Here is a 25,937-nt window from a genome sequence, read left to right on the forward strand (position 1 = left end):
CTACCGCTCCTACGGCATCCACTGGTGCGTCAACTTCGTGTGCGAGGAAGCGGGCTCGGCCAGCGCCGTCCTGATCCGTGCGATCGAGCCGACCCATGGGCTCGCCGCGATGCGGCGGCGGCGCGGGCTGGAAGACGAGCGTGCGCTGTGCTCGGGACCAGGCAAGCTGTGCGAGGCGATGGGCATCACCATCGCCCACAGCGAATTGCCGCTCGACCGTCCCCCGATCGCGCTCCACGCGCGGCTCGAGACGCCCGACATCGTCACCGGAATCCGGATCGGCATCACCAAGGCCGTCGAGCTGCCGTGGCGCTACGGACTGAAGGGATCGAAATTCCTCAGCAAGCGGTTTTGAGCGCCACAACGTCTACCATCAAGGCGTCTACTATGACGCCTTCTTCAGCCGCTCGATCGCCTCGAGGATCTTGGCGCGGCGCTCCTGCGCAGCCGCGCGCTTTTCCTTCTCTTCCTCGACGAGTTCTTCCGGCGCGTTGGCGACGAACTTCTCGTTGGAGAGTTTGGCGTCGACCCGCTTGATATCGGCGTCGGCCTTGCCGAGCTCCTTCTCCAGCCGCGCCCGCTCGGCCGCGAGATCGATCACGCCCTTCAGCGGCAGTGCGACGACTTCACCGCGCACGAGCAGCTGCATCGCGCCTTCCGGCGCGGCATCCGCGAACGAGATCTCCGACAAGCGCGCGAGGCGCTTGATGGTGTCGTTCCAGCGCTGTGCGCGATCGCGCGTCTCGCCCGAGCCGGTCACGATCACCAGCGGCGTCAGCGTCGACGGCGGGATGTTCATCTCCGCCTTCACGGACCGCATCGCGGTGACGAGATCGACCACCCAGCCGATCTCGGCCTCTGCCGCGGGATCGCTGAACTCGTCGGCGTCGAGCGCGGCGATGACCGGCGGAATGATCGGATCGACGACCGGCCCTGCGGTCGCGATCGCCGCCAGCTGCTCGCCGGTGACGCCCGACTTGCGCGGCCAGGACGCCAGCACCAGGAGGCCGTCGCGCTTTGCAGTCACGGCCCACAGCTCCTCGGTGATGAAGGGCATGAACGGGTGCAGCAGCTTGAGGATCTCGTCACGCGCCCAGGCGATCATGGCGCGGGTCTCGGTCTTCGCCGCGCCCTCTTCGCCCATCAGCACCGGCTTGGCGAGCTCGAGATACCAGTCGCAGAACACGTTCCAGACGAAGCGGTAGATCGCGCCGGCTGCATCGTTGAAGCGATGATCCTCGATCGTCTCGGTCACCTCGCGGGTGACGCGCGAGGTCTCGTGCGCGATCCAGCGGTTCAAGGTTTCCTTGGCGGCCTTCGGATCGAAACCGTCCGGCTTGGCGCATTCGTTCATCTCGGCGAAGCGGCAGGCGTTCCAGAACTTGGTCGCGAAGTTGCGGTTGGTCTCGACCAAATGCGGCGACAGCCGGATGTCGTGGCCCTGCGCCGCCTCGCGGGTCAGCGCGAAGCGCAGCGCGTCGGCGCCGTATTCGTCGATCACGCCGAGCGGATCGATGACGTTGCCTTTCGACTTCGACATCTTGGCACCCTTCTCGTCGCGGACGAGACGGTGGATGTAGACGGTCGAGAACGGTGCCTGCTTCATGAAATGCAGGCCCATCATCATCATGCGGGCGACCCAGAAGAAGATGATGTCGAAGCCGGTCACCAGCGTGTTGGTCGGATAGTAGCGTGCGACCTCCGGCGTATCGTCCGGCCAGCCCAGCGTCGAGAACGGCCACAGCGCTGACGAGAACCAGGTGTCGAGCACGTCCTCATCGCGCGTGATGAAGCCCTCGCGCTTGGCGGGGTCGGTGGCCATGTCATGGCCCTGCTCCGGCGTGATGACCTCCTGCTCGACGTAATAGCCGAGCGCGTTGCCGACCGCCTCTTCCTCGGTCTCGGCGACGAACACCTTGCCGTCCGGGCCGTACCAGGCCGGGATCTGATGGCCCCACCAGAGCTGGCGCGAGATGCACCAGGGCTGGATGTTCTCCATCCACTCGAAATAGGTCTTTTCCCAGTTCTTCGGCACGAACGTGGTTTCGCCCGAGCGCACCGCCGCCATCGCAGGCTGCGCCAGCGTCTTGGCGTCGACATACCATTGGTCGGTCAAATACGGCTCGATCACGACGCCGGAGCGGTCGCCATGCGGCACCATGTGGGTGTTGGGCTCGATCCGCTCGAGGAAGCCGAACTCCTCCAGCCTTGCGACGATCTTCTTGCGCGCGGCGAACCGCTCGATCTTGTCGAACTCGGCGGCGAATTCGTCGGCGCCAACAGGCAGGCCGCGCAGATAGTCCTCGTTGTCGGAGAGGCTGAGGCAGCCTTCCTGATCGAGCACGCTGATCTGCGGCAGGCCGTGCCGCTTGCCGATCTCGAAGTCGTTGAAGTCGTGCGCCGGCGTCACCTTGACGGCACCCGAGCCCTTCTCCGGATCTGAATAATCGTCGGCGACGATCGGAATCTTGCGGCCGACCAGCGGCAGGATGACGTGCTTGCCGACCAGATCGGTGTAGCGCTCGTCGTCCGGATGCACCGCGACCGCGGTGTCGCCCAGCATGGTCTCGGGCCGCGTGGTCGCGACCACGATGAACGATTTCGAATCGTCGGGGCTGAAGCTGCGACCCTCGATCGGGTAGCGCAGGTACCAGAGATGGCCTTTGACCTCGACCTGCTGCACCTCGAGATCGGAGATCGCGGTGAGCAGCTTCGGGTCCCAGTTGACCAGGCGCTTGTCCTTGTAGATCAGGCCATCGCGGTGCAGCTCGACGAACACCTTGACGACGGCGCGCGACAGGCCCTCGTCCATGGTGAAACGCTCGCGCGACCAGTCGCAGGACGCGCCGAGCCGCTTGAGCTGGTTGACGATGGTGCCGCCGCTCTCTGCCTTCCACTGCCAGACGCGCTCGAGGAACTTGGCGCGGCCCATGTCACGCCGGCCCGGCTCCTGCCGTTCAATCAGCTGGCGCTCGACCACCATCTGGGTGGCGATGCCGGCGTGGTCGGTGCCGGGCTGCCACAGCACGTCGCGGCCGCGCATCCGCTCGAAGCGGCACAGGATGTCCTGCAGCGTGTTGTTGAGCGCGTGGCCCATGTGCAGCGAGCCGGTCACGTTCGGCGGCGGGATCACGATGGTGAAGGGCGCGGCGTCCTTGCGCTCCGGCCGGCCGGCCTTGAACGCACCGCTCTCCTCCCAGATCCGGGCCATGCGGTGCTCGATATCGGCGGGCTGGTAGTTTTTCTCGATCATGACAATGCGCTGTGGACCATGGGGAAAGGTTAGAAAGCCGCCGGAGCGCACCAAGTCAACCGGACCGGCACGTCAAAACGGCGTTTTGGGCATTTGGGGACGGAATGAGGGCTGCCAAGCCCCTGCGGGGCGGGCTATCGACCGCGGGATACCCGCTCGATCTCGGCCTTGACGATCCGCTCGACCAAGCCCGGCAGATTGTCGTCCAGCCAGGACTTCAGCATCGGCCGCAGCATCTCCTTGACCAGATCCTCCAGCGTCCGAGCATTGTTGCTCAGCACGGTGTTGGCCAGCGAGTTGAAGGCGGATTCGACCGCCCGCATCGTGGTTCCCGAGATGATCTGCTGCATCGGCGCGGTTTCGATCGCCGGCGGTTCTCGGACTGGCTCTCGAACGGATTCCTGAGCGGGCGCTCGGGTGCGGGCCTCGGTGAATTCGACGTCGTCCTGCGGCTCGACCTTGCGGAACGATGGCGCGGGGGCCGGCTCCGGCAGCGCCATGTCGTCGGTGAGCTCAAACACGTCGGCTTCGGGCTGGGCTTCCGGCTGCGGCGACGGCCTGATCTCGGCCGCGGGCGTCGCCTCGTCGAGGCTGGCCAGGAGTGAATCGATGTCGTCCTGGCTGTTGCTGGCAGCCGCTGCCGGCGCGGGCGGCGGTGATTTCGGCGCGGGCGCCGCGGCCTTTGCAGCCGGAGGCGCTGCGGGCGGCGGGCTCTTCATCGCGGGCTTGGCTGCCGGTGGTGGCGCGGGCTCGGCCTTCGGTGGAGCAGCAGCGGCCGGCTTCTCGCCCGCACCTGGCTTCGCCTCGTCGTCGGCAATGATGCGACGGATCGACGCCAGGATCTCCTCCATCGAGGGTTCTTGGACCTTCGCAGGTTGCGTCATCTCCGACTCCACATCGAAACTATTTTACATCAAGCCCGAGAGGATTCGCCGGTTCCGATGATGCGGGCGGAGATTTTCATTGCTCCCGCCCGACTTGTCCCCAGATCACGCCCGCCCGAGGCCTTTCTGCAAGCTTCGTGTCGCCCAATGCAGCGTGATCACAGGTGGCGTCGCACCTGTCATCACGCTACGCCGGCTCGCCGCGAATCGCCTTGCTGCCCGACAAAACGGTATGTCAGGCCAATTATCGATTGCAAGCAAACGCGCCCGTTTGTGGTCCTGATTAACTCAGAACCACAAACATGGCGCGACAAGCGATGATGAAGTGAAGGTGTTTAGCGGCCGTCGGGCGTGCGAACGCCGGCCCAATTGTCACGAACCTGCTGGTAGTGCACGCTCGGATCATAGATGTTGGTCGAAAGGCCCATCACCTGCGGCGACAGGCGGCCGATATAGTTCAGCACATTGTAGGATGCGACGACGCGGTCGTGCTGCGCCGTGACGAGCGCATTGCGCGCGTTGACGAGCGCCTGCTGCGCGTTGAGCACGTCGAGCGTGGTGCGCTGGCCGGCCTTGGCCTCTTCGCGCACGCCGTTCAGCGCGATTTCGGACGCGGTCACCTGCGCCTGCGCCGATGCCACCTGCGACTTGCCGGCGACCAGCTGACCCCAGGCGGTGACGACGTTGGCACGCGCCTGATCCCTGGTCTGGTCCAGCACCAGGCGCTGCTGCGCAAGCGATTCCTTGGACTGGCGGATCAGCGAGTATTCAGCGCCGCCCTGGTAGATCGGCAGCGACAGTTGAACGCCGACCGAGGCGTTGAAGAGGCGGTACACGGTCAACTGGGTTTCGTAGCCCTGGCTGACCGACGCCTGCAGCCCAACCGTCGGCAACAGCGCGCCTTCGGCAACCTTGGTCTGCAGGAAGTTGACGTCGACGCCGTACATCGCCGCGGTGACGTTCGGATTCTGGGTCAGACTAAGTTCGACAGCAGCCGACAGCGACGACGGCAGGAACCGGTCGACCGGCGAGCCCGGTGCGGGATTCTGCGGTTCGACGCCGATGATGCGGCGGTAGTTCGATCGCGTCGTCGTCAGATTCGATTCTGCGGTGAGCTGCTGGGTTCTGCCGGCCGCGAGCTGGGCCTCGGATTGCGCGACGTCCGTGCGCGTCACCTCGCCGACGTTGAAGCGGTCCTGGGTCTGCTTCAACGTCTGTTCCAGCACGCGCGTGTTGCTGCGCTGGACCTCGACGATCGCCGCGTCGCGCAGATAGTCCATATAGATCGTGGCCGCGCTCAGGAGCACCGACTGCTCGAGCGCGCGCAAACCTTCACGTGCCGACGACACCTGGCTTTCGGCCTGGCGTACTTTGGGAGCGTTCTGCGCGTTGAACAGCGACTGGCTGGCGGTGATGCCAACGGTGCGCTGCCGGCTCACACCCGACACGGGCGCGCTTCCCGGCGCCAACTGCTCATCGGTGTATTGTCCGCCAGCCGTTGCGGTCAGCGAGACCTTCGGACGGTAACCCGAGAGTGCCTGCGGAACGTTTTCGTCTGTCGACCGCACCAACGCACGTTGCGCGTTCAGCTGGGGATTGTTCTGGTAGGACCGCACCAGCGCGGACTCGATAGTTTCGGCGAGCGCAGGCACTGGGCCCAGCTCCGCCAACAGAAGGGCGGCAGTCGCAGCCGCGGTGATAGCCTTCACCCCTCGCATCCCCGGTAATCCAATCATTGTAGTCGCCGTCTCCACACGCAAGTCAGTTCCGGCGGTCGCTTCAGACGAAGTGAGTCCCGCCTCACCTTAGTCCGCAGCTATGGGTAACGGAACTACCCCGCAACGGAACATGGTGGAAACTCTTCACATGGGGCAAACGGGCCACACTTCTGATTCAGAACGGGATTTTATCAGCTGGCGCAGCGCGGTAGCGGTCAGGTCAGAAGACGAAGGCGGGAAGCCGCTCCAGTCCGGGCAGCACCGGGGCGGTGGCGTCGAACAGCTCGCGATGTCCGAAATCCCCGTGGGAGTGCGTCACGAGGGTGGCGCGCGGCGGCGGCATCAGGCCGAACACCCCGACCAGCCGCCCTCCCTCCTTGAGCTGGCCAAACAGCCCGGTCGGGAGGATCTCGGTCGCGCCGTTGAGGACGATGACGTCATATGGCGCGCCAGCGGCATCGCCGTCCGCGGAACCTGCGGTTTTGACCGTCACATTCCGGATCCCGAGCTGGGCGAACGCTGCGGTCGCTTTCGCGGCAAGCGCCGGATCGCTCTCGGTGGCGCTGACCTGCTCGGCAAAGCGCGCCACGATCGCGGCGGCGTAGCCGGTGGCGCAGCCGACGACCAGGACGCGGTCGGTGGCCTTGATCTCGGCGGCCTGCAGCATCCTGGCGAGCAGCGCCGGCGTGATCAGGCAGCGCCTGGCCGCGCCGCCCTCGGCGACATCGAGATCGAGGTCCAGATAGGCGAGCGCCTGCTTGCTGGCCGGCACGAATACTTCGCGCGGCACGGTCAGCATGGCTTCGAGAATACGATCATCGGTCACGTCGCTCGGACGCACCTGACCATCGACCATGTACTGGCGCGCGGTCGAAAAACCGGTCATTGGCGGGGACCCTGCAAGTCGCGGCATTGCCGCTGGAGAAGCTAGAACAGGGCCATCTTTTGGAACAAGCTCCGCCAAAACGCAACACGCCGTTGGCGTGCGGGATGCTCCGGGGCTGCGCTCTATTCGATCGTGACCGCAAGCCGGCCGATCAGGCGGGCCACTTCATCGAGATGCTCGGAATCATGTTCCTCGACGGCCCTCGCGAGCCGGCGGACACACTCATCGTCGCTGATGACGGGAGCATCATGCGGAACAAGCGTCGGCTGGGGCATCGACAGGTCGATCAGGTTAATGGCCATCAAAATCACCTCTCAAGACCCGGCACGACGAAGTGTCGACAGTTATTGAGTCGATTTGACGACGCTTTTGGTTCGCGTGTTGCGGACCACGTGCTTGTGATTGTCGATGACGATGTTGGTGGGCCAGCAAAGCTGGCTCCCCGGGCTGGATTCGAACCAGCGACCATTCGATTAACAGTCGAATGCTCTACCGCTGAGCTACCGAGGAATAGGCGAACAAAGTGTTCGCGAGCGGGCAGCGTATAACAAAGCCTTTCGGGCTTGCAAAGAACCAAATGGGCCTTCGGCGAAACTTTAGCCCAAGACGGTAAACCGCTGCAATGCAAGGGTTTGCCGGCGTCCCAGGGCAATGCAGGGCTGTCCCGATTGTCCCGTTCTCGGCGCCCGGTGGCCGGGATGGACCAATGGCGCGGCATTACGGTCGCGCCGTGATTCCCGGCCGGGGGTCCCGCCCCCTTCATGTCATTCCGCGTTGAACGAGGTGGTCTTGGTACCGGGGTCGTAGCGCACAAAATGCAAAGCGCCCTGCCAGAGCCTTCTGCGTTCCGATCAACGCGCGGCGATCGCGACGATGAACAGCGCGGTCGCCGCGAGCGAAGCGATGGTCCGCACGTGGTTCCAGAAGGTCCAGTCGGTTAGATAGCGCGCCCAGACCGGCGCTGCCGCGGTGCTGGCGGGATCTGTGGCCGCAAGCTGGTCGTTCAGGGGCACGTTGAAGACGGCGGTGACGACGAACATCCCGAGGACATAGAGGCCGCCGCCGCAAATCATCGCGATGGCGCCCGGCTCCTGCCATCTGAGCGCACCGAGCACGACCAGCACGGCGCAGGACAGCGTGGTGCCGAGGAAGACCGGCATGAACAGCGAACGCACAATGTCGACATTGATCGCGTTCATCGCCGAGATGCCGGCGGCCTGGTCGATGCGGCCGAGCGCGGTCATTACGAACGTCGAGAACGCGAAATAGAGCCCGGCAAGCAGGCCGCAGCCGAGCGCGGAAAACCACAACAAGCCCGAAGTCAGGATATTGCGCATCGCTCCATCTCCGAATGCGAGAGATACTCGCATTTGTGAAATGCGATAAACTCTCGTATTACAGACGTCAACCCGATTTCGAAGGAGACAGAAGGTGGCGAGACGAAAGGCCGCGCCCGTGGCGGCCCCCCTGCCCGGGCTGGCACGGCTTGCCCCGACGCAGCAGCGCAGCCGCGAGCGGTTCGAGCGCATCCTCGCCTGCGCGACCGAGATCATGGCGGAGAAAGGCAGCGAGGCCTTCCGGATGAGCGACATCGTCGAACGCAGCGGCGTCGCATTCGGCTCGCTCTACCAATATTTCCCGGACAAGGCCGCGATCATCGGCACGCTGGCGGAACGGCACAACGCCATCGGACGCGATTGTGTCAGGCGAGATCTGGCTGCAGTCACGGCCCCGCGCGACCTGCATCCCGCGCTTTGCCGGATCGTCGACAGCTACTATGAGATGTTCATACGGGTGCCGGTCATGCGCGACATCTGGCAGGCGACGCAGGCCGACCGCGCCCTGCAAAAGCTCGATGCGGATGACATGGCCGTGCTTTCCGGCCTGCTGTCCGACGCGATCCGGCGGGTTGCGCCGGGCGTGGCGGCTGCCACCCTCGCCACCTTCTCAGCACTGACGATGACGCTGATCGCGGCTGCCGTACGCCACGCGATCACGCTGCCGCCGAAAAAGGCGCGACAGGTGCTGACGCAATTCAAGACCATGCTGCCGGATGACCTCAACGGGCTGGCTTGACCACATTCGCGCCGACCGCCGGAATTTCCGCCGCGCAGGGGCGATAGGCATCGGGCGTAGAGCGGCGCTGCCCGGCTCTGGCGAACGAAGTCAGCGAGGGCCGAGGATCGATGCACCACACAATAGGCAACACTGCGGTCTGCTTGCCCCGGTTGTCACGTCTTCCTAAAATTCCTGCGATATTTGACGGCTATGAATACTGTCGAGAATTCCGGGAAGAGTTTTTCGCAAGATGTGATTTGTCTCACACGAGGTGCGGCGGTGCCGACCTAGGTTCCCGAAGGGATCATCAGCGATTTGTTAACCAAACAGGGCGCCATCGTTCTTTTCATAAAATTCGAACGAATCGCTCAATCCGGACCGAAGACAGTTTTGCGACCATTGCGCTCTCGAACCTCGGAGGGCGCGATGAGCGAAGTCGAATTTGATCTGCTGCTGGACGCCGTGCGAACGGCGATCGCGCCTATTGCTCAGGAGGATTTCGTGGCCCAACCCTCGCCCCGCATTCAGCCGCCGCCGCGCGCTGCCAATGACAACCAGGCGCCGTGGCCGCTGATTCCGTTTCCTGAAGGTTGGTACGCCGCGAGCTAATGCGGCTTCTCATTTGTTGGCTGCAAGCCATTGATTGAGATGAGTGGAGGCCACGACCAGAATTGAACTGGTGTACACGGTTTTGCAGACCGTTGCGTAACCACTCCGCCACGTGGCCCCTTGCGGCGCACTTCATATACGCCCTCTCTCAGATAGGCAACCAAGCCCAACAGCTAACGCCGGCGCCTCCGGTAGTCCCGTTTCCTAGGTTTTGGCGCCAATTCCGGCATTTTGGCCTGGACTTCGCGGAATCTCGCCAGCATCCGCTCGAAACTGTCGGTTAACGTTGCGGCGATATCGGGCCGCTTCTGCAGCCCGGCCAGCAGGATCGCGGCCGCCTCGATGGTGGACAAACCGTCGCGCCGCGGTTCCCGGCGCAGCTTGCCGTACAGCGAGGGGCGTTTCGGCCCGAGAATCACCCGCTGGCACTTCAGCATCCAGGCATTGCGCCACCACAGCGCCTTGGCCTGGCTCCAGGTGCCGTCGAGCAGCACAACGCCCTCGATGTCCGACAGGATCGCGCGCTGATGCGGCTCGAGCTCGCCCTTGCGGTTGATCGCGACGATCTCGGCATCGGTCTCGAGGTCCTCGACCTTGGCCGAGCCGAGATAGAGCACCGCCCAGCGCGAGGGGTCGGGCACCGGCCGGCCGAGCGCCTTGGCAAGGCTCGGCCACGACAACCCGATCCGCACCACCGCATTCTCGAAATGCTGCGCCAGCAGCCGCGCGGTGCCGAGCGCCCTGTCCTGCTCCTGCGGATGGATCAGGATCAGGAGCTGGATGCGGCTCTCGATCGGCGTGACGCTGTCGCAGATGCACAGCGGCAGCGGCTTGCCGCAATGCGCGCAATCCTCGATCTCGGCGATAACGTCGGATTTGACTTCGGTCGGTTCGGACATCGCTTCGCTATACGCCCACGACGGCGCAATTCAAACTATTCCGCCGGCGCGTGCACGCCTGACGGCTCGCGGCGCTGACGCAGCCGGTCGATCAACAGATAGATCACAGGCGTGGTGTAGAGCGTCAGGATCTGCGACACGAACAGGCCGCCGATGATGGTAATGCCGAGCGGCCGCCGCAGCTCGGTGCCCGGGCCGGTCGCAATGACCAGCGGAATGCCGGCAAACAGCGCCGCCATCGTCGTCATCAGGATCGGGCGGAAGCGCGCCCGGCAGGCCTCGAAGATCGCATCCCGCGACGACAGGCCCTGATGCCGTTCGGCCTCCAGCGCGAAGTCGACCATCATGATGCCGTTCTTCTTGACGATGCCGATCAGGAGGATGATGCCGACGAAGGCGATCACGGTCAGCGGCGTGTTGGTCACCTGCAGCGCCAGCAAGGCGCCGAGGCCGGCCGACGGCAGTGTCGAGATGATCGTGATCGGATGCGCGAGGCTCTCATAGAGCACGCCGAGCACGATATACATCGCGATCAGCGCGCCGAGGATCAACAGCGGCTGCCGCCCGCTGGTCTTGTTGAAGTCGCCGGCATTGCCGTCGAAGCTACCGCGGATGCCCTCCGGCATGTGCAGCTCATTGACCGCCTGCTGGATGTTGGTGGTCGCGACCTCCAGCGGCACGTCCGGCAACAGGTTGAACGACACCGTGGTCGAGGGGAAGCCGCCGGAGTGGTAGACCGCCAGCGCCGACAGTCCGCGCTGGTAGTGCACCAGCGCCGACAGCGGCACCTGCACGTCATTGGCGCCGGCGACATAGATGCGCTCGAGGTTCGAGGGATCGCTCTGGAATTTCGGGTCGATCTCGAGCACCACTACGTACTGGTTGCGCTGGGTGTAGATGTAAGAGATCTGCCGCTGCGAGAAGGCGTTGTTGAGCGCGTTGTCGATGTCCTGCACCCGGACGCCGAGGCTGGAGGCGATCTTGCGGTCGATCACGAGGTTGAGCTGCAGGCCGCCGGGATCGCGGTCGGAGGAGACGTCGGTGATGCCCTCCACGGTCTCCATGCGCTTGGCGACGAGCGGCGCCCATTTCTGCAACAGATCGAGATCGGTCGAGGCGAGCGTGTACTGGTAGTCGGAATCGCTCTGCCGGCCGCCGGTGCGGATGTCCTGGGCGGCGAACATGAACAGGCGGATGCCGGGCACCATGAACAGATTGCGGCGCAGCCGGTCGATCACCTGGGCGGTCGATAGGCCTGCCCGCTCCTCCGGCGGTTTCAGGCTGATGAACATCGTGCCGCGGTTGGAGGTGGCGCCGCCCGGGCCGCCGCCGGAGCCGACCGACGACCCGATGCCGGCGACCGCGGGATCGGCCATCACGATGTCGGCGAGCCGCTGCTGCAACTGGAGCATCGACTGGAACGAGATATCGGCCGAGGCCCGTGTCGAACCGATCACGAATCCGCTGTCGTCGGTCGGGAAATAGCCCTTCGGCGTCTTGATGTAGAGCGTCACCGTCAATGCGACGGTGGCGAAGAACACAATCAGGGTCAGGAAGGGATAGCCGAGCACGATCCGCAGGGTCGACGTATAGAATGCCACGACCCGCGACAGCGCACCCTCGATGGCGCGGTCGTACCAGGTGGCGCGATCGGAGGTCGCCTCCTTGATGTAGTGCGCGCAGATCATCGGCGTGATCGTCACCGACACCAGGGTCGACACGATGATGGCAAACGTCAGGGTCAGCGAGAACTCCCGCAGCAGCCGGCCGACGATCCCGTCCATGAAGATCAGCGGCGTAAAGGCTGCGATCAGCGACAGCGAGATCGACAGCACGGTGAAGCCGATCTGCTTGGCGCCCTCGACCGCCGCCGGATACGGCGCCATGCCCTGCTCGAGATTGCGGTACATGTTCTCGATCATCACGATGGCGTCGTCGACCACGAAGCCGACCGAAATCGCGAGCGCCATCAGCGACAGGTTGTCGATCGAGAAGCCGGCGAGCCACATCCCGGCGCAGGTACCGGCCAGCGCCAGCGGCACCGAGACGCCGGCCGCGATCGTCGGCACGATCCGGCGCAGGAACACGAACACCACGACCATCACGAGTATGGCTGTCGCCAGCAGCGTGAACTGCATGTCCTCGACGCTGGCGCGGATCGTTCCGGTGCGATCGACCAGGGTCGAGATCTCGACACCGGCCGGAATCCACTTCCTCAAGTCAGGCAGCAACCGGCGGACGTTGTCGACGGTGTCGATGACGTTGGCATCGCCCTGCTTGGTGATCTGGATCAGCACCGCCGGCTGCTTGTTGAACCAGGCGATCGAGCGCGAGTTGCGGACGGAATCCTCGACCTCGGCGACGTCAGAGAGACGGACAAAATTGCCGTTCGAGCTCTTGATGAGGATGTCGCGGAACTCGGCCGCGGTGCGCATCTGCTTGTTGATCGACAGCGTCTCGCTCAGCCGGTCGCCATTGAAAATGCCGACGGGGCCGAGCGGATTGGCATTGATGACCGCGAGCCGGACGTCGTCGGTCGAGATCCCGGCATTTGCCAGCGACACCGGATTGAGCGCGATACGCACTGCCGGCTGGTCGGCGCCGCTGACGGTGACCTCGCCGACCCCCGGCACCTGCGAGATGCGCTGCGCCAGCACGGTGTCGGCGACGTCGTACATCGCGCTGGTCGAGATCGTCTTCGAGGTCAGCGCCAGCACGAACACCGGTGCCGCGGCCGGATTGGCCTTGCGGAACTTGGGCAGCGACGGCAGGTCGCTCGGCAGATCGGCGAGCGAAGCATTGATCGCGGCCTGCACGTCGCGTGCGGCGCGGTCGATGTCGCGGCCGATCGAGAACTGCACCTGGATGCTGGTGACGCCGAGCGAGCTCGTCGAGGTGATCTGGTCGACGCCCGAGATGGTGCCGAGCTTGCGCTCCAGCGGCGCGGCAACGGTCGAAGCCATCACGGAGGGATCGGCGCCGGGCCGAGACGCCGACACCCGGATGGTCGGGAAGTCGACGTTCGGGACCGACGACACCGGCAGGAACTCGTAGGCGACGATCCCGACCAGGAACAGCCCGATCGCCAGCAAGGTGGTGCCCACCGGCCGGCGGATGAAGGGCTCGGAGATCGAGATCACTGCATGCCCTCGGTGGCGCCCGCGATCGGCGGTCCGCTGGGACCTGGCTCCGGCACCGCCCGCTCGATCCGCCGGTTGAGCCGGTCGAGCGCGAGATAGATCACCGGCGTGGTGTACAGCGTCAGCAGCTGGCTGAGCAGCAGGCCGCCGATGATCGAGATACCGAGCGGGAAGCGCAGCTCGGCACCGGTGCCGCTTTCGATCGCGAGCGGCAGCGCGCCGAACAGCGCGGCCAGCGTCGTCATCATGATCGGCCGGAATCGTAACAGGCAGGCCTGCACGATGGCGTCATAGGACGACATGCCCTGATGGCGCTCGGCCTCCAGCGCGAAGTCGATCATCATGATGGCGTTCTTCTTGACGATGCCCATCAAGAGGATGATGCCGATCAGGCCGATCACCGACAGGTCCTGCCCGCACAGCATCAGCGCGAGGATGGCGCCGACGCCGGCCGAGGGCAGCGTCGACAGGATAGTGATCGGGTGGATGTAGCTCTCGTAGAGCACGCCGAGCACGATGTAGATCGTGATGATCGCGGCCAGGATCAGCCAGGGCTGCCCGGCAAGCGAGCGCGCGAACTCGGCGGCGTCGCCGGAATAGATGCCGACGATGCTGCCGGGCATCCCGATCCTGCTCTCGATCGCCTTGACCGCGACGACCGCGTCGCCCAGCGCCTCCCCGGGCGCCAGGTTGAAGCTGAGCGAAACCGAGGGGAATTGCGCCTGGTGCGAGATCGCGAGCGGCGCCGTGGTGCGGACCAGCGTCGCCACCGCGGACAGCGGCACCTGCGCGCCGTTCGCGCCGGGCAGATAAAGCTTGTCGAGGATCGACGGGTCGCGCTGGTACATCGGCAGCGCCTCCAGCACCACGCGGTACTGGTTGGCCTGGCCGTAGATCGTCGAGATCTGGCGCTGCGCGAAGGCGTCGTTCAGCGTGTCGGTGACGCCCTGAAGATTGACGCCGAGCTGGCCGGCGCGCTGGCGGTTGATGTCGAGCGCCGCGCGCAAGCCGCCCTCCTGCGCCTCCGAGGAGACGTCGCGGAAGATCGGGTCGCGCCGCATCTCGGCGACCAGCTTCTGGGCCCATTGCGAGACTTCGGCGGCATCGGTCGCGGTCAGCGTGTATTGGTATTGCGAGCGGCTCGACTGGGTCGAGATCTGCACATCCTGCACGGGCTGGAAGTAGACGGTCATGCCGGGGACTGTCGATATCTTCTGCTTCAACCGCTCGATCACGTTGACGACGCCGTCGCGCCGCTGGTCGAGCGGCTTCAGGGTCATCACCAGACGGCCGACATTGGTGGTCGGATTGACCGAACCCGAGCCGATCACCGAGACCACGCCGACCACGTCGGGGTCGGCCTTGATGATGTCGGAGACGGCGCTCTGCCGCCGCTGCATCTCGGCGAACGAGACGTCGGGACCAGCTTCGGTCACCGCCGTGATCGAGGAGGTGTCCTGCAGCGGCAAAAAGCCCTTCGGCGCCAGCACATACATGATCAGCGTCAGCGCGATGGTCGCGAACGTCACCAGCAGCGTCGCGCGCTGGCGCTGCAGCACCCAGAGCAGCGTGCGATGGTAGAACTCCACCATCCGGTCGATGAAGCGGCTGACCGCGGCAAGGCCCGGAACCGCCATTTCCTCGTGGATGTTCTTGAGCAGCCGCGAGCACATCATCGGCGTCAGCGTCAGCGACACGATCGCCGAGGTCACGACCGCAATCGTCAAGGTCAGCGCGAATTCGCGGAACATGCGGCCGACCAGGCCGGACATGAACAACAGCGGGATGAACACGGCGATCAACGAGACCGTCAGCGAGATCACCGTGAAGCCGATCTCGCTGGCGCCCTTCATCGAGGCTTCCATAACCGTCTCGCCGCCTTCCATGTGGCGGACGATGTTCTCGATCATGACGATGGCGTCGTCGACCACGAAGCCGGTTCCGATGGTCAGCGCCATCAGCGACAGATTGTCGAGGCTGAAGCCGGCGAAATACATGATGCCGAAGCTCGTGATCAGCGACAGCGGCAGCGCGACGCCGGCGATCAGGGTCGCGCGCAGTGACCGCAGGAACAGCAGCACCACCAAGGTCACCAGCACGACGCTCAGGATCAGCGTGAATTGGACGTCGCGGACCGAGGCGCGGATCGCCACCGTGCGGTCGGAGACGATGGTCAACTTGACGCCGGCCGGCACCGAGCGCTGCAGCCGAGGGATTTCGCCGCGGATCTGCTTGACGACGTCGATGACGTTGGCGCCGGGCTGGCGCTGGATGTCGATGATGACCGCCGGTGTGCCCTGGTACCAGCCGCCGGTGCGGTCGTTCTCCAGCCCGTCCACGATCTGCGCGACGTCGCCGATCGTGACCGGTGAGCCGTTGCGGTAGGCGATGATGATCGGCCGGTAGGCGTCGGCGGCTGCGATCTGGTCGTTGGCGGCGATGGTGTAGGACTGCTGGGCGCCGTCGAGCGAACCCTTCGGTCCCGAGACGTTGGCGCCGGCGATCGCGCTGCGCAAATCCTCCATCGCGATGCCGTAGGCCGCAAGCCGCGCGAGGTCGGCCTGCACGCGCACTGCCGGCTTGAGGCCGCCAAGGATCGAGACCCGGCCGACGCCGGAAATCTGGCTCAGCCGCTGGCCCAGGATGGTGTCGGCGAGATCGCTCATCGCCCGCAGCGAGATCGTGTCCGAGGTCAGCGCCAGGGTCATGACCGGCGCGTCCGCAGGGTTCACCTTGGCGTAGACAGGCGGGTACGGCAGCGTCTTCGGCAGGATGCCGGCCGCGGCGTTGATCGCGGCCTGCACGTCCTGGGTGGCGCCGTCGATGTCGCGATTGAGGTCGAACTGCAGCGAGATCTGGCTGACGCCGAACGAGCTGGTCGAATTCATCGACGACAGTGACGGGATCTGCCCGAGCTGCCGCTCCAGCGGCGCCGTGATCAGCGAGGCCACCACGTCGGGGCTCGCGCCGGGCAGCTGCGTCGTCACCTGCACGGTCGGAAAGTCGACCTGCGGCAGCGCCGAGACCGGCAACGCCCAATAGCCGAGCGCGCCGCCGATCATCAGGGCGATGCCGAGCAGCGAGGTGGCGATCGGCCGGCGGATGAACGGTTCGGAGACGCTCATGGTTGCGTTCTCGCTTTAGCGTCGGACATTACGAGGTCGGGATGCCGGTCATGGCTGCCCCTTCGGCGCGCCACCCGACTGTTCGCCCCCTGCCGCCGGCGCGGGCGCCGGTCCGGTCTGCCCCTTCTGGTCGCCTTCGCTGTGCTCGGGCCGGCCGCGGTGCTCGCCATTCTTGCCCTGCCCGTCCTGCTTGCCGTCTTTGCTCTGGCCCCCGGTTTTGCCGTCGGGACTGCGGCTGCGCTTGCGCGGCGCGAGATCGGCGGCCGGCGGCCCGTCGTCCTTGCCGACGATGACCTTGGCGCCGTCGGCGAGATTGGCGAAGCCCGTCGTGACGACGCGGTCGGACGTGGTCAGGCCGCTGGCGATGACGGCTTCATGCTCGTTCTGCTGCGTGACCGTCACCGGCTTGGCGGTGACGATGTTGTCCGCGCCGATCACATAGCTGAACGTGCCGGCCGGACCGCGCTGCACCGCCGAGGTCGGCACCACGATCGCCTGCGGCAGGGTCTCGACCTTGAGCCGCACATTGACGAACTGCCCGGGCCAGAGCTGATAGCTGGCATTCGGGAGCTCGGCCTTCAGCTTCAGCGTGCCGGTGGTCGGATCGACCTGATTGTCGATGCCGGTCAGCTTGCCGGTATCGATCACGGTGACGCCGTCATTGCCGAACACGTCGACCGCGAGCTGGCCCTTCGCGGCCGCGGCGTTGACCCGCATGATCTGCTGCTGCGGCAGGCTGAACCACACCGCGATCGGCTGCAGCTGGGCCAGGATCACGAGCCCGGTGGTGTCGGAGGCGTGAATGATGTTGCCCTGGTCGACCTGGCGCAGGCCGGCGCGACCGGAAATTGGCGCAATAATCTTGGTGTAGCCGAGCGTGGTGCGCGCATTGTCGATCTGGGCCTGGTCGGCCTTGATGATGGCCTGCTGCTGCGCGACCAGCGCGCGCTGCGTGTCGGCCTGCTGCTTGGAGCCCGCATTGGTGGCAGCGAGTTGCTCATAGCGGGCAAGGTCGATCTTCTGATTGGCGAGCAGCGCTTCGTCCTTGGCCTTCGTGGCCACCGCCTGATCGTATTGCGCCTGGTAGATCGCTGGATCGATCTCGCCGAGCACGTCGTCCTTCTTGACGTCCTGGCCCTCGGCGAAATTGACCTTGAGCAGCTTGCCGTCGACCTGCGAGCGAACGGTGACCGTGTTCAACGCCTTCACCGAGCCGACGCCGTCGAGATAGACCGGCACGTCATGCACCTGTGGCGTGACCGCAAGCACCGGTACCGGCAGATCGGGCCGCGCGCCCGCGCCGCGCCCGCCGCCTCCATTTGGCTTGGGCTGGAAAGCAAGCCAGCCGAGATAGCCGAGCCCGCCCAGGATCACGAGCGTGATGAGCAGCGACACCATGCGCCCAAGCAGGCGCGAGATCAGGCTCCGCTTGCGCGGCGCAGTGCTTTTCTCGTCATCCCTGTCGTTTTCCTTGGAGTCGGGCTTAAAGAGCATCGACCGGTCTTTCCATCTTCGGTTCCCAGCCGCCCCCCAAGGCCTGATACAGGCTTACGATCGCCAAAAGCCGGGCCAGTTGGGCCTGCGAATAAGCATCTTCCGCCTGGAACAAGGTCAGCTGCGTGTTTAGCACAGTTACGATGTCGGCGGTGCCGGCCTTGAGCTGCTGCTCGGCCAGATCGAAGGCGCGCCGCGACGACGACAGCACGTCGCGCTGCAACTGCAGCCGCCGCGTCGTCTCACGGATCGCGACCAGCGCGTTGTCGACATCGGTGAACGATTGCACGACCGTCTTGCGGTAGGTCTGCAGCAGCTCGTCCTGCTTCGCCTTCGCGTTTTCGAAATTGCCGAGGATCCGGCCACCGTCGAAGATCGGCTGGGTCATGCTGCCGACCAGGTTGAAGAAGGCCGCGTGCGGCTGGAACAGCGAGACCAGTGCCTGGCTCTGGTAGCCGCCCGTCCCGGTCAGTTGGATGCTCGGGAAGAACTGCGCCCGCGCGCTGCCGACATTGGCGGTGGCGGATGCGAGCTGTGCCTCCTGCCTGCGGATATCGGGACGCTGGGTCAGCAATTCGGACGGCAGACCCGGCGTGACGCGCGGGATCGCAACCGAGTTGAGCGAGCCGCCGGCAACGCGCACGCTCTCCGGCGGCCGCGACACCAGCACCGCGAGCGCGTTGATGTTCTGCTCGAGCGTCTGCCGCAACGGCGGCACCAGCGCACGCTGGTTCGCCAGCACGCTCTCCTGCTGCGCGACGTCGAGATCGGATCCGGTGCCGGCCTTGAAGCGGTCCTTGATCGCGTTGAGGATGCGCTCGGCGCTGGCGATATTGCGCTGCGCGGTGCGCAGCCGGTCCTGGGTGGCAAGCACCGTGAAATAGGCGTTGGCGACGCTGCTGAGCGTGGTCAGCGCCACCACCTCGCGGTCGAACCGGTTGGCGACGGCGGTCTCCTCCGCCGCCTGCGCTGCGTCGCGATTCTGGCCCCAGAAGTCGAGCTGATAGCTGGCGCTGAGCGAGGCATTGTAGTTCACCACCTCGCGCCCGCCATTGGTGAGACCGCTGGCGCTGGAGCCGGAGGTGCGCGAGTAGGTCTCCGATCCATTGAGATTGAGGGTCGGCAGCAGCGCCGCACCGGCTTGCCGCGCCAGCGCGTCGGCCTGGCGGAAGCGCGCCACGGCAGCCGCGATGTCGAGGTTGACGGTCTGCGCCTCCTCCATCAGCTGCGTCAGCTCCTTGGAGCGGAAGCCGCGCCACCAGTCGAGCGTCGGAAGCGCGTCGCCCGATCGGCCAAGCCGCGCGGCCTTATAGCCCTGCGGCACGTCGAGCGCCGGATCTGGGATGTCCTGGGTCAGAATGCAGCCGGCCGAGCCCGCGACCAGCCCGAGCGCGACAAGCGAGCGTCCCGCCAGCCGCCGCACGCGGACGGCGAGGCCGAACCGGCCTCCAGGCACCATCACGGATGCTTGCTGGGTCACACCCGTGCTCCGCCGGAGCCAGACTTCGCCCATGGCGCACGAGTGACGCGTTCAGCGGTGGTCTGGGTGACGTACACGGGTAATGCTTTCAATGGAACCTGACTGTCCCATCCTACCCTTGGGACAATAGGGCGGACAGCCCCTGTCACGAATACGCGACGTCGCATCGCAAGCGATTCGAGGCCACCCTGATTGCGGGCTTTTCCCTGCTTTTACGGCATTTGCGTGCGTTTCAGACCCGTGCCGGAAGTCTCGATTCTAACAAAGATTTCATGGGGATTTCTCGGCCCTGTTGCGCCAAATCCGCAAGATGCGCCGGCACAGCGACGCCGTCGCGGCGACTGACGCAAAACCGCGCGCAGCGGAACGATTCTGCCGGACGTCCCGATCGCCGAAAAACGCTGTTCTCCGCATGCCCGTGATGGCCATGCGCACGCGGTGATGCGTGGTGAACCCGCCGTTTGCCGCAGTGCAAAAGCCCTTCCCTTTTTCGATCAGCACACTAGGTTCGCGGCAAGCAAGACACAGACCGGCAAAGAAATTCCCCGACATGGCATTCAACAAAGACGTCATTGAAGCGATCGGCAACACCCCCCTCATCAAGCTGAAACGTGCATCCGAACTGACCGGCTGCACCATTCTCGGCAAGGCCGAATTCATGAATCCCGGCCAGTCGGTCAAGGATCGCGCCGGCAAGGGGATGATCCTGGAGGCCGAAAGGCGCGGCGACCTGAAGCCCGGCGGCCTGGTGGTCGAATCGACCGCGGGTAATACCGGCATCGGGCTTGCGGTCGTGGCGAGTGCGCGCGGCTACCGCACCCTGATCGTCATTCCGGAGACACAGAGCCAGGAAAAAAAGGACATGCTGCGGCTGTGCGGGGCCGAACTGGTCGAGGCGCCGGCGCTGCCCTACTCCAATCCGAACAACTATCAGCATCTCGGCAGGCGTCTCGCCGAGCAGCTGCGCAAGACCGAGCCGAACGGCGTGCTGTTCGCCGACCAGTGGAACAACCTCGACAATCCCAAGGCACATTACGACTCGACCGGGCCGGAGATCTGGCAGCAGACCAACGGCAAGGTCGATGGCTTCATCTGCTCGGTCGGCACCGGCGGCACGCTCGCCGGCGTCAGCCGCTATCTGAAGGAAAAGAACAAGGACATCGTCACCGCCTGCGCCGATCCGCATGGCTTTGCGATGTACGAACTGTTCAAGAACGGCCAGGTCAAATCGACGCCGGGCGACTCGATTACGGAAGGCATCGGGCTCGGACGCAAGACGCCGGTCGTCGAGACCGCGAATGTCGACGATGCGTTCCTGGTCTCCGACGAGGACGCCGTGACCATCATCTATGAGCTGCTGGAGCACGAAGGCCTGTGCCTCGGCGGCTCGACCGGCGTCAACATCGCGGGCGCGATCCAGCTTGCCAAGCAGCTCGGCCCCGGCAAGACCATCGTCACCATCCTCGCCGATTCCGGCAACCGCTATCAGTCCAAGCTGTTCAACCCGGCCTTCATGCGTTCGAAGAATCTGCCGGTCCCGGAATGGCTGGAAAAGCGCAGCAAGATCGAGCTGCCGTTCGTGTGAGTTGCGAACGTCGGTACAAGCGTCATTGCGAGGCGCTCGCGACAAAATTGCAAAGCAATTTTGCGCTGAAGCGACGGAGCAATCCATGCGCTCCAGGCGGATATGTGGATTGCTTCGCAGAGCCTGTCATCCGGCGGCGCTTCGCGCCGACCGGGTGGCTCGCAATGACGGAAACCGTCACCGCAGAATCTGGCTCAGGAACAGCTTCGACCGCGCATGCTGAGGGTTGGCGAAGAACTCCTGCGGCGTGTTCGACTCGATGATCTGGCCGGCGTCCATGAACACGACGCGGTTGGCGACCTCGCGGGCAAAGCCCATTTCGTGGGTCACGACCAGCATAGTCATGCCTTCCCTGGCGAGATCGACCATGGTGTCGAGCACCTCCTTGACCATTTCCGGGTCGAGCGCCGAGGTCGGCTCGTCGAACAGCATCACCTTCGGGTTCATGGTCAGCGCGCGGGCGATCGCGACGCGCTGCTGCTGGCCGCCCGACATCTGGCCGGGGAACTTGTTGGCCTGATGCGGGATCTTGACCCGCTCGAGGAACTTCATCGCGGTCGCCTCGGCATCCTTCTTCGGGATGTTGCGCACCCAGATCGGAGCCAGCGTGCAATTGTCGAGCACGGTGAGATGCGGGAACAGGTTGAAGCTCTGGAACACCATGCCGACCTCGCGCCGCACCTCGTCGACCCGGCGCAGGTTGGGGCCGAGCTCGATGCCGTCGACCACGATCTCGCCCTCCTGGAACTCCTCCAGCGCATTGATGCAGCGGATCAGGGTCGACTTGCCCGAGCCGGACGGGCCGCAGATCACGATGCGCTCGCCCTTGCCGACCTCAAGGTTGATGTCGCGCAACACGTGGAAGTCGCCGTACCATTTGTTGAGCGTGGAAATGTTGACGATCGGGTTTGTGGACATGGTGACCTTGTTCAGTGGCGGCGGTGAGCGTTGAGCCGATTTTCGACAAACAGCGAGTAGCGCGACATTCCAAAGCAGAACACGAAATAGATCATTCCGGCAAACGCGAAGCCGGTAAAGGCCGTGGTCGGCGTCGACCAGTTCGGGTCCGAGAACGACGCCCGCAGCGACCCCAACAGATCGAACAGCGCCACGATCGACACCAGCGAGGTATCCTTGAACAGCGAGATGAAGCTGTTGACGATGCCGGGAATGACATAGCGCAGCGCCTGCGGCAGCACGATCAGCGACGTCGTCTTCCACCAGGACAGGCCGAGCGCCGATGCGGCTTCCGCCTGCCCGCGCGCCACCGCAGCGAGCCCGCCCCTGATCACCTCGGCCATATAGGCGCCGGTGAAGATCGCGACGCCGATCAAGGCGCGCAGCAGGCCGTCGACCGCGAAATTGCCCGGCACGAACAGCGGCAGCATGTAGGTCGCGAAGAACAGCACCGTGATCAACGGTACGCCGCGCCAGAATTCGATGAAGGCGATCGAGAAGATCCGGATCAGCGGGATGGTCGAGCGGCGGCCGAGCGCGAGCGCAATCCCGATCGGCATCGAGGCGACGATGCCGGTGATCGCGATCACCAGCGTCACCAGGAGGCCGCCCCACAGCCGCGTGTCGACGATCGGAAAGCCGCCGCGATCGAGCCCCATCAGCTTGATGCCGGCGGCGATCCCGGCAAACGTCAGCAGGCTGCCGATCAGCGCCCTGCCGCCGGTGCGCAGGCCGCCGCCGAGCACAAACAGCGCAGCGGATACGATCACGGCAGTCAGGAGAAAATCGCCCCAGACCGGCACCGACGAGAGCTGAAACTGATCGCGCAGCCAGGTCAGCGGAAAGATCAGCCAATGGATTAGCAACCCGACCAGGACGAGCAGCTTGCCCAGGACCCACGGCAGCGGGCCGATCGCCGAACTCTTGCTGAGATTGACCAGCAGATCGCCGGCGCCGCCAATGCTCTGCTCGAACAGTTGCAACAGGCCCGCAGTCCAGCTCACGCCGAAGCCAGCGATGCCGCCGCCATGCAGCAGGAAAAACGCCACCACAGGAAACGCGAAGAAGAACAGGCCCGAGTTCAGGCCCTTCGCCGGCAGGCGCGGCATCAGCAGCGGCAGCAACAGCGCGGCGCCGAGCCCATAAGTCAGGTTGACGCGCCAGCGCTGGGCTTCCGGATAGAAGCCGTAGATCAGCTGCGTCAGCTTGGCTTGAATATAGGGCCAGCAGGCGCCGACCTCGTGCCCCGCCTTGTCTGCGAGGCAGGCGGTGCGATCCTTGCCGGTCCAGATCGCGTCGACCAGCAGGAACTTGATTGCCGGGACCACGATGTACCAGGCCAGCAAGAGCCCGAGGATCGTGAGCAGGATGTTGCCCGGCGAATTCAACAGCCGCATTCGCACGAAGCCGATGAAGCCGGTGGTCTTTGCCGGCGCCGCGCGCTCGGCGACCAGGTCCTGCCGGACAAAGGACGGAGCGGAGATATCCGTCATGCCGCCATGCTCCGGTTGATGCGCCAGCCATAGACGCTCATCAGCGCGCTCGTCGTCAGCGAGAGCAGCAGGTAGACGCCCATCGTCATGGCGATGATTTCGATCGCCTGCCCGGTCTGGCTCACCGCGGTGCCGGCGAATACCGAGACCAGATCCGGATAGCCGATGGCCACCGCCAGCGACGAATTCTTGGTGAGATTGAGGTACTGGCTGGTCAGCGGCGGCACGATCACGCGCATCGCCTGCGGCACCACGATCAGCCGCAGCGTCGCGGCGCGGCTGAGGCCGAGCGACGAGCCCGCCTCCATCTGTCCCCTGTGCACCGACATGACGCCGGCGCGGACGATCTCGGCGATGAAAGCCCCCGTGTAGGTCGACAACGCGACCGTCAGCGCCACGAATTCGGGAATGATCCGCGCCCCGCCCGCAAAGTTGAACCCTTTCAGCTGCGGCAGCTCGAACTTCAACGGCCCGCCGAAGACCAGCATCGAGACCAACGGCAGACCGACGAGGCAACCCAGCACGTAGGGCCAAATCCGGATCATCTGTCCGCGCTGGAACAGGGCACGCCGCGCGGTGCGTCGCAATCCCAGCGCCAAGGCGATGCCGACCGCGAGCGCGGCGATGAACGGATAGAGCCCCGGCTCGGTGACCGGCTGCGGCACGACCAGGCCGCGATTGTTGAGGAAGAACGTATTGAAGATCGAGATGCTCTGCCGCGGCGCCGGGAGCGCCGCGAGCACTGCGAGATACCAGAACAGGATCTGGAACAGGAGCGGCAAATTCCTGATGATCTCGACATAGATGCCGCCGATCCGCGACAGCAGCAAATTGGGCGACAGGCGGCACAGCGCCACGATGAAGCCGATCACGGTGGCGAAGACGATGCCGATCACCGAGACCAGGATCGTATTCAACAAGCCGACAAAGAACACCCGCCAGTAGGTGTCGGAATTGTTGTAGGCGATCAGGCTCTGATTGACGTCAAAGCCCGCATTGTATTTGAGGAAGCCGAAGCCCGACGCGATGTGCTGGGTCTCCAGGTTCGTGCGCGCATTCGCCACGACCTCATAGGCGATCCAGGCCAGGATCGCGGCGAAGGCAATCTGGGCGGCCAACCCGTTCCAGCCGGCCTTGCCGCCAAGCGCTCGCTTCAGCCTGAGGGCAAATTGCAGCGGTGGTTTGCGGGGCGCGATGCTCATCGCGGCAGCCGTTGGCCGGGATCGATCAGCGGATCGGCGGCGCGTACTGGATACCGCCCTTGTTCCAGAGGTTGTTGACGCCGCGGGCGATGCCGAGCGGCGAGCCGGTGCCGACATTGCGCTCGAAGGTCTCGCCATAGTTGCCGACCGCCTTCACGATCCGCACCACCCAGTCCTTGGTGAGACCCAGCTGTTCGCCCAGATTGCCGTCGGTGCCGAGCACCCGCTTCATCTCCGGCTTGTCGGATTTGAGCATCGTGTCGACGTTCTTCTGGGTGATGCCGAGTTCCTCGGCATTGATCATCGCAAACAGCGTCCACTTCACGATGTCGAACCACTGGTCGTCGCCGTGGCGCACCATCGGCCCCAGCGGCTCCTTGGAAATGATCTCCGGGAGCACGATGTGATCGGCGGGGTTCGCAAGCTTCAGACGGCTGGCATAGAGCCCGGAGGCGTCGTCGGTGAAGACGTCGCAACGTCCGGATTCATAGGCCTTGACGGCTTCGTCGATGCTGCCGAACGCGATCACCTCATACTTCATGTTGTTGCCCTTGAAGAAGTCGGCGAGGTTCTGCTCCGTGGTGGTTCCGGTCTGCACGCAGACCGAGGCGCTGTTCAGTTCGAGCGCCGAATTGACCTTGAGCGACTTCTTCACCATGAAGCCCTGCCCGTCATAATAGGTCACGCCGGTGAAATTGGCGCCGAGCGAGGTGTCACGCGACACCGTCCAGGTGGTATTGCGCGACAGCACGTCGATCTCGCCGGATTGCAACGCGGTGAAGCGGTCCTTGGCCGACAGCGGCACGAACTTGACCTTGGTCGGGTCGTCGAGCACCACGGCGGCGATGGCCCGGCACACGTCGACGTCGATCCCGGTCCAGTTCCCCTTGTCGTCGGGTGCCGAAAAACCGGGCAGGCCCTGGCTGACGCCGCAGGACAGCTGGCCCCGATCCTTGACCGTCTTGAGGGTTTGCGCCGAGGCCGCCTGGACCGACAGGGCGGCGGCAGCGGCAAGTATGACAGCCAGGGATACGCGTTTCATGGGCGGGGCCTTTCAGGGTCGTCCGTTGGACGTTTGCTTTGTGATCGCCTCGCGTTCACGGGCCATCCCAATGATCCCCTGCAGCAAATAATGCTGATCGAACCGGCAGTTT

The 25,937-nt window shown here is 64.8% G+C and carries 19 protein-coding genes and 2 tRNA genes; 4 read left to right on the forward strand and 17 right to left on the reverse strand.

Annotated elements, in window-relative coordinates:
* Nucleotides 1-355: DNA-3-methyladenine glycosylase (locus QMZ05_RS19775; RefSeq protein WP_353702269.1), on the forward strand; the 355-nt coding region annotated here is incomplete at its 5' end.
* A 30-nt stretch (nucleotides 356-385) separates the two neighbouring features.
* Here the strand turns inward: QMZ05_RS19775 and QMZ05_RS19780 are convergent.
* The 7 genes from QMZ05_RS19780 to QMZ05_RS19810 all read right to left on the reverse strand — a co-directional run bounded on the left by QMZ05_RS19780 (nucleotide 386) and on the right by QMZ05_RS19810 (nucleotide 8,078).
* On the reverse strand, nucleotides 386-3,253 hold the full coding sequence (locus tag QMZ05_RS19780) for a valine--tRNA ligase (RefSeq protein ID WP_353702270.1): 2,868 nt from the start codon (nucleotides 3,251-3,253) through the stop codon (nucleotides 386-388).
* A 134-nt stretch (nucleotides 3,254-3,387) separates the two neighbouring features.
* The gene (locus tag QMZ05_RS19785) at nucleotides 3,388-4,137 is read right to left on the reverse strand and encodes a DUF2497 domain-containing protein (protein WP_353702271.1); all 750 of its coding nucleotides are present in this window, start codon (nucleotides 4,135-4,137) and stop codon (nucleotides 3,388-3,390) included.
* 335 nt (nucleotides 4,138-4,472) lie between these two features.
* On the reverse strand, nucleotides 4,473-5,855 hold the full coding sequence (locus QMZ05_RS19790) for a TolC family outer membrane protein (protein WP_353702272.1): 1,383 nt from the start codon (nucleotides 5,853-5,855) through the stop codon (nucleotides 4,473-4,475).
* A gap of 220 nt (nucleotides 5,856-6,075) precedes the next feature.
* Nucleotides 6,076-6,741 carry a protein-L-isoaspartate O-methyltransferase gene (locus QMZ05_RS19795; RefSeq protein WP_353702273.1) on the reverse strand — a complete coding sequence of 222 codons (666 nt, stop codon included), beginning with the start codon at nucleotides 6,739-6,741 and terminating at the stop codon, nucleotides 6,076-6,078.
* 122 nt (nucleotides 6,742-6,863) lie between these two features.
* Nucleotides 6,864-7,043, reverse strand: coding sequence for a hypothetical protein (locus QMZ05_RS19800; RefSeq protein WP_050419688.1), 180 nt, complete (start codon nucleotides 7,041-7,043; stop codon nucleotides 6,864-6,866).
* 133 nt (nucleotides 7,044-7,176) lie between these two features.
* Nucleotides 7,177-7,251 (reverse strand) — tRNA-Asn (locus QMZ05_RS19805).
* 341 nt (nucleotides 7,252-7,592) lie between these two features.
* A complete protein-coding gene (locus QMZ05_RS19810) occupies nucleotides 7,593-8,078 on the reverse strand; it encodes an anthrone oxygenase family protein (RefSeq protein WP_353702274.1) in 486 nt (161 codons plus the stop codon).
* 94 nt (nucleotides 8,079-8,172) lie between these two features.
* Here QMZ05_RS19810 and QMZ05_RS19815 point away from each other — a divergent pair, with 94 nt between their 5' ends.
* On the forward strand, nucleotides 8,173-8,817 hold the full coding sequence (locus QMZ05_RS19815; RefSeq protein ID WP_353702275.1) for a TetR/AcrR family transcriptional regulator: 645 nt from the start codon (nucleotides 8,173-8,175) through the stop codon (nucleotides 8,815-8,817).
* 408 nt (nucleotides 8,818-9,225) lie between these two features.
* The gene (locus tag QMZ05_RS19820) at nucleotides 9,226-9,408 is read left to right on the forward strand and encodes a hypothetical protein (protein WP_024584196.1); all 183 of its coding nucleotides are present in this window, start codon (nucleotides 9,226-9,228) and stop codon (nucleotides 9,406-9,408) included.
* Nucleotides 9,409-9,452: 44 nt separating this feature from the next.
* Here the strand turns inward: QMZ05_RS19820 and QMZ05_RS19825 are convergent.
* From QMZ05_RS19825 to QMZ05_RS19850, 6 genes are all read right to left on the reverse strand, one after another.
* Nucleotides 9,453-9,526: transfer RNA gene (locus QMZ05_RS19825), tRNA-Cys, on the reverse strand.
* Nucleotides 9,527-9,581: 55 nt separating this feature from the next.
* Nucleotides 9,582-10,307, reverse strand: a complete 726-nt coding sequence (locus QMZ05_RS19830) for a tRNA-uridine aminocarboxypropyltransferase (RefSeq protein WP_353702276.1) — start codon at nucleotides 10,305-10,307, stop codon at nucleotides 9,582-9,584.
* Nucleotides 10,308-10,342: 35 nt separating this feature from the next.
* Nucleotides 10,343-13,447: an efflux RND transporter permease subunit gene (locus QMZ05_RS19835; RefSeq protein WP_353702277.1), complete on the reverse strand. Its 3,105-nt coding sequence runs from the start codon at nucleotides 13,445-13,447 to the stop codon at nucleotides 10,343-10,345.
* Nucleotides 13,444-16,572: an efflux RND transporter permease subunit gene (locus QMZ05_RS19840; protein ID WP_353702278.1), complete on the reverse strand. Its 3,129-nt coding sequence runs from the start codon at nucleotides 16,570-16,572 to the stop codon at nucleotides 13,444-13,446. Before QMZ05_RS19840 ends, QMZ05_RS19835 begins: the two co-directional genes overlap by 4 nt.
* Before the next feature lie 48 nt (nucleotides 16,573-16,620).
* Nucleotides 16,621-18,066 carry an efflux RND transporter periplasmic adaptor subunit gene (locus QMZ05_RS19845; protein ID WP_353702279.1) on the reverse strand — a complete coding sequence of 482 codons (1,446 nt, stop codon included), beginning with the start codon at nucleotides 18,064-18,066 and terminating at the stop codon, nucleotides 16,621-16,623.
* Nucleotides 18,056-19,525 carry an efflux transporter outer membrane subunit gene (locus QMZ05_RS19850; RefSeq protein ID WP_353702313.1) on the reverse strand — a complete coding sequence of 490 codons (1,470 nt, stop codon included), beginning with the start codon at nucleotides 19,523-19,525 and terminating at the stop codon, nucleotides 18,056-18,058. The genes QMZ05_RS19845 and QMZ05_RS19850 overlap by 11 nt, the downstream gene beginning before the upstream one ends.
* A gap of 571 nt (nucleotides 19,526-20,096) precedes the next feature.
* Between QMZ05_RS19850 and QMZ05_RS19855 the strand changes: the two genes are divergently transcribed.
* Nucleotides 20,097-21,131, forward strand: coding sequence for a cysteine synthase A (locus tag QMZ05_RS19855; protein WP_353702280.1), 1,035 nt, complete (start codon nucleotides 20,097-20,099; stop codon nucleotides 21,129-21,131).
* A 177-nt stretch (nucleotides 21,132-21,308) separates the two neighbouring features.
* Here the strand turns inward: QMZ05_RS19855 and QMZ05_RS19860 are convergent, their stop codons facing one another.
* Genes QMZ05_RS19860 through QMZ05_RS19875 form a run of 4 tightly spaced genes read right to left on the reverse strand, consistent with a single transcriptional unit; the run spans nucleotide 21,309 to nucleotide 25,825 of the window.
* Complete coding sequence (locus QMZ05_RS19860; protein ID WP_074126441.1) at nucleotides 21,309-22,049, reverse strand: amino acid ABC transporter ATP-binding protein; 741 nt, start codon at nucleotides 22,047-22,049, stop codon at nucleotides 21,309-21,311.
* Nucleotides 22,050-22,060: 11 nt separating this feature from the next.
* Nucleotides 22,061-23,581 carry an amino acid ABC transporter permease gene (locus QMZ05_RS19865; RefSeq protein WP_353702281.1) on the reverse strand — a complete coding sequence of 507 codons (1,521 nt, stop codon included), beginning with the start codon at nucleotides 23,579-23,581 and terminating at the stop codon, nucleotides 22,061-22,063.
* A complete protein-coding gene (locus tag QMZ05_RS19870) occupies nucleotides 23,578-24,783 on the reverse strand; it encodes an ABC transporter permease subunit (protein WP_353702282.1) in 1,206 nt (401 codons plus the stop codon). Before QMZ05_RS19870 ends, QMZ05_RS19865 begins: the two co-directional genes overlap by 4 nt.
* A 25-nt stretch (nucleotides 24,784-24,808) precedes the next feature.
* Nucleotides 24,809-25,825 carry an amino acid ABC transporter substrate-binding protein gene (locus QMZ05_RS19875; protein ID WP_074126434.1) on the reverse strand — a complete coding sequence of 339 codons (1,017 nt, stop codon included), beginning with the start codon at nucleotides 25,823-25,825 and terminating at the stop codon, nucleotides 24,809-24,811.
* Nucleotides 25,826-25,937: the final 112 nt, after the last annotated feature.

Origin of the sequence: Bradyrhizobium sp. INPA03-11B (assembly GCF_040446015.1) — a bacterium.
Classification (GTDB): domain Bacteria; phylum Pseudomonadota; class Alphaproteobacteria; order Rhizobiales; family Xanthobacteraceae; genus Bradyrhizobium; species Bradyrhizobium macuxiense_A.

Bases quoted from the DNA above. Each gene is read 5' to 3' on its own strand.
- QMZ05_RS19785 (WP_353702271.1), bottom strand. From the start codon at position 4,137: ATGACGCAACCTGCGAAGGTCCAAGAACCCTCGATGGAGGAGATCCTG.
- QMZ05_RS19875 (WP_074126434.1), bottom strand. From the start codon at position 25,825: ATGAAACGCGTATCCCTGGCTGTCATACTTGCCGCTGCCGCCGCCCTG.
- QMZ05_RS19820 (WP_024584196.1), top strand. From the start codon at position 9,226: ATGAGCGAAGTCGAATTTGATCTGCTGCTGGACGCCGTGCGAACGGCG.
- QMZ05_RS19840 (WP_353702278.1), bottom strand. From the start codon at position 16,572: ATGAGCGTCTCCGAACCGTTCATCCGCCGGCCGATCGCCACCTCGCTG.
- QMZ05_RS19855 (WP_353702280.1), top strand. From the start codon at position 20,097: ATGGCATTCAACAAAGACGTCATTGAAGCGATCGGCAACACCCCCCTC.
- QMZ05_RS19810 (WP_353702274.1), bottom strand. From the start codon at position 8,078: ATGCGCAATATCCTGACTTCGGGCTTGTTGTGGTTTTCCGCGCTCGGC.
- QMZ05_RS19850 (WP_353702313.1), bottom strand. From the start codon at position 19,525: ATGGTGCCTGGAGGCCGGTTCGGCCTCGCCGTCCGCGTGCGGCGGCTG.
- QMZ05_RS19830 (WP_353702276.1), bottom strand. From the start codon at position 10,307: ATGTCCGAACCGACCGAAGTCAAATCCGACGTTATCGCCGAGATCGAG.
- QMZ05_RS19790 (WP_353702272.1), bottom strand. From the start codon at position 5,855: ATGCGAGGGGTGAAGGCTATCACCGCGGCTGCGACTGCCGCCCTTCTG.
- QMZ05_RS19800 (WP_050419688.1), bottom strand. From the start codon at position 7,043: ATGGCCATTAACCTGATCGACCTGTCGATGCCCCAGCCGACGCTTGTT.
- QMZ05_RS19845 (WP_353702279.1), bottom strand. From the start codon at position 18,066: ATGCTCTTTAAGCCCGACTCCAAGGAAAACGACAGGGATGACGAGAAA.
- QMZ05_RS19780 (WP_353702270.1), bottom strand. From the start codon at position 3,253: ATGATCGAGAAAAACTACCAGCCCGCCGATATCGAGCACCGCATGGCC.
- QMZ05_RS19865 (WP_353702281.1), bottom strand. From the start codon at position 23,581: ATGACGGATATCTCCGCTCCGTCCTTTGTCCGGCAGGACCTGGTCGCC.
- QMZ05_RS19860 (WP_074126441.1), bottom strand. From the start codon at position 22,049: ATGTCCACAAACCCGATCGTCAACATTTCCACGCTCAACAAATGGTAC.
- QMZ05_RS19795 (WP_353702273.1), bottom strand. From the start codon at position 6,741: ATGACCGGTTTTTCGACCGCGCGCCAGTACATGGTCGATGGTCAGGTG.
- QMZ05_RS19870 (WP_353702282.1), bottom strand. From the start codon at position 24,783: ATGAGCATCGCGCCCCGCAAACCACCGCTGCAATTTGCCCTCAGGCTG.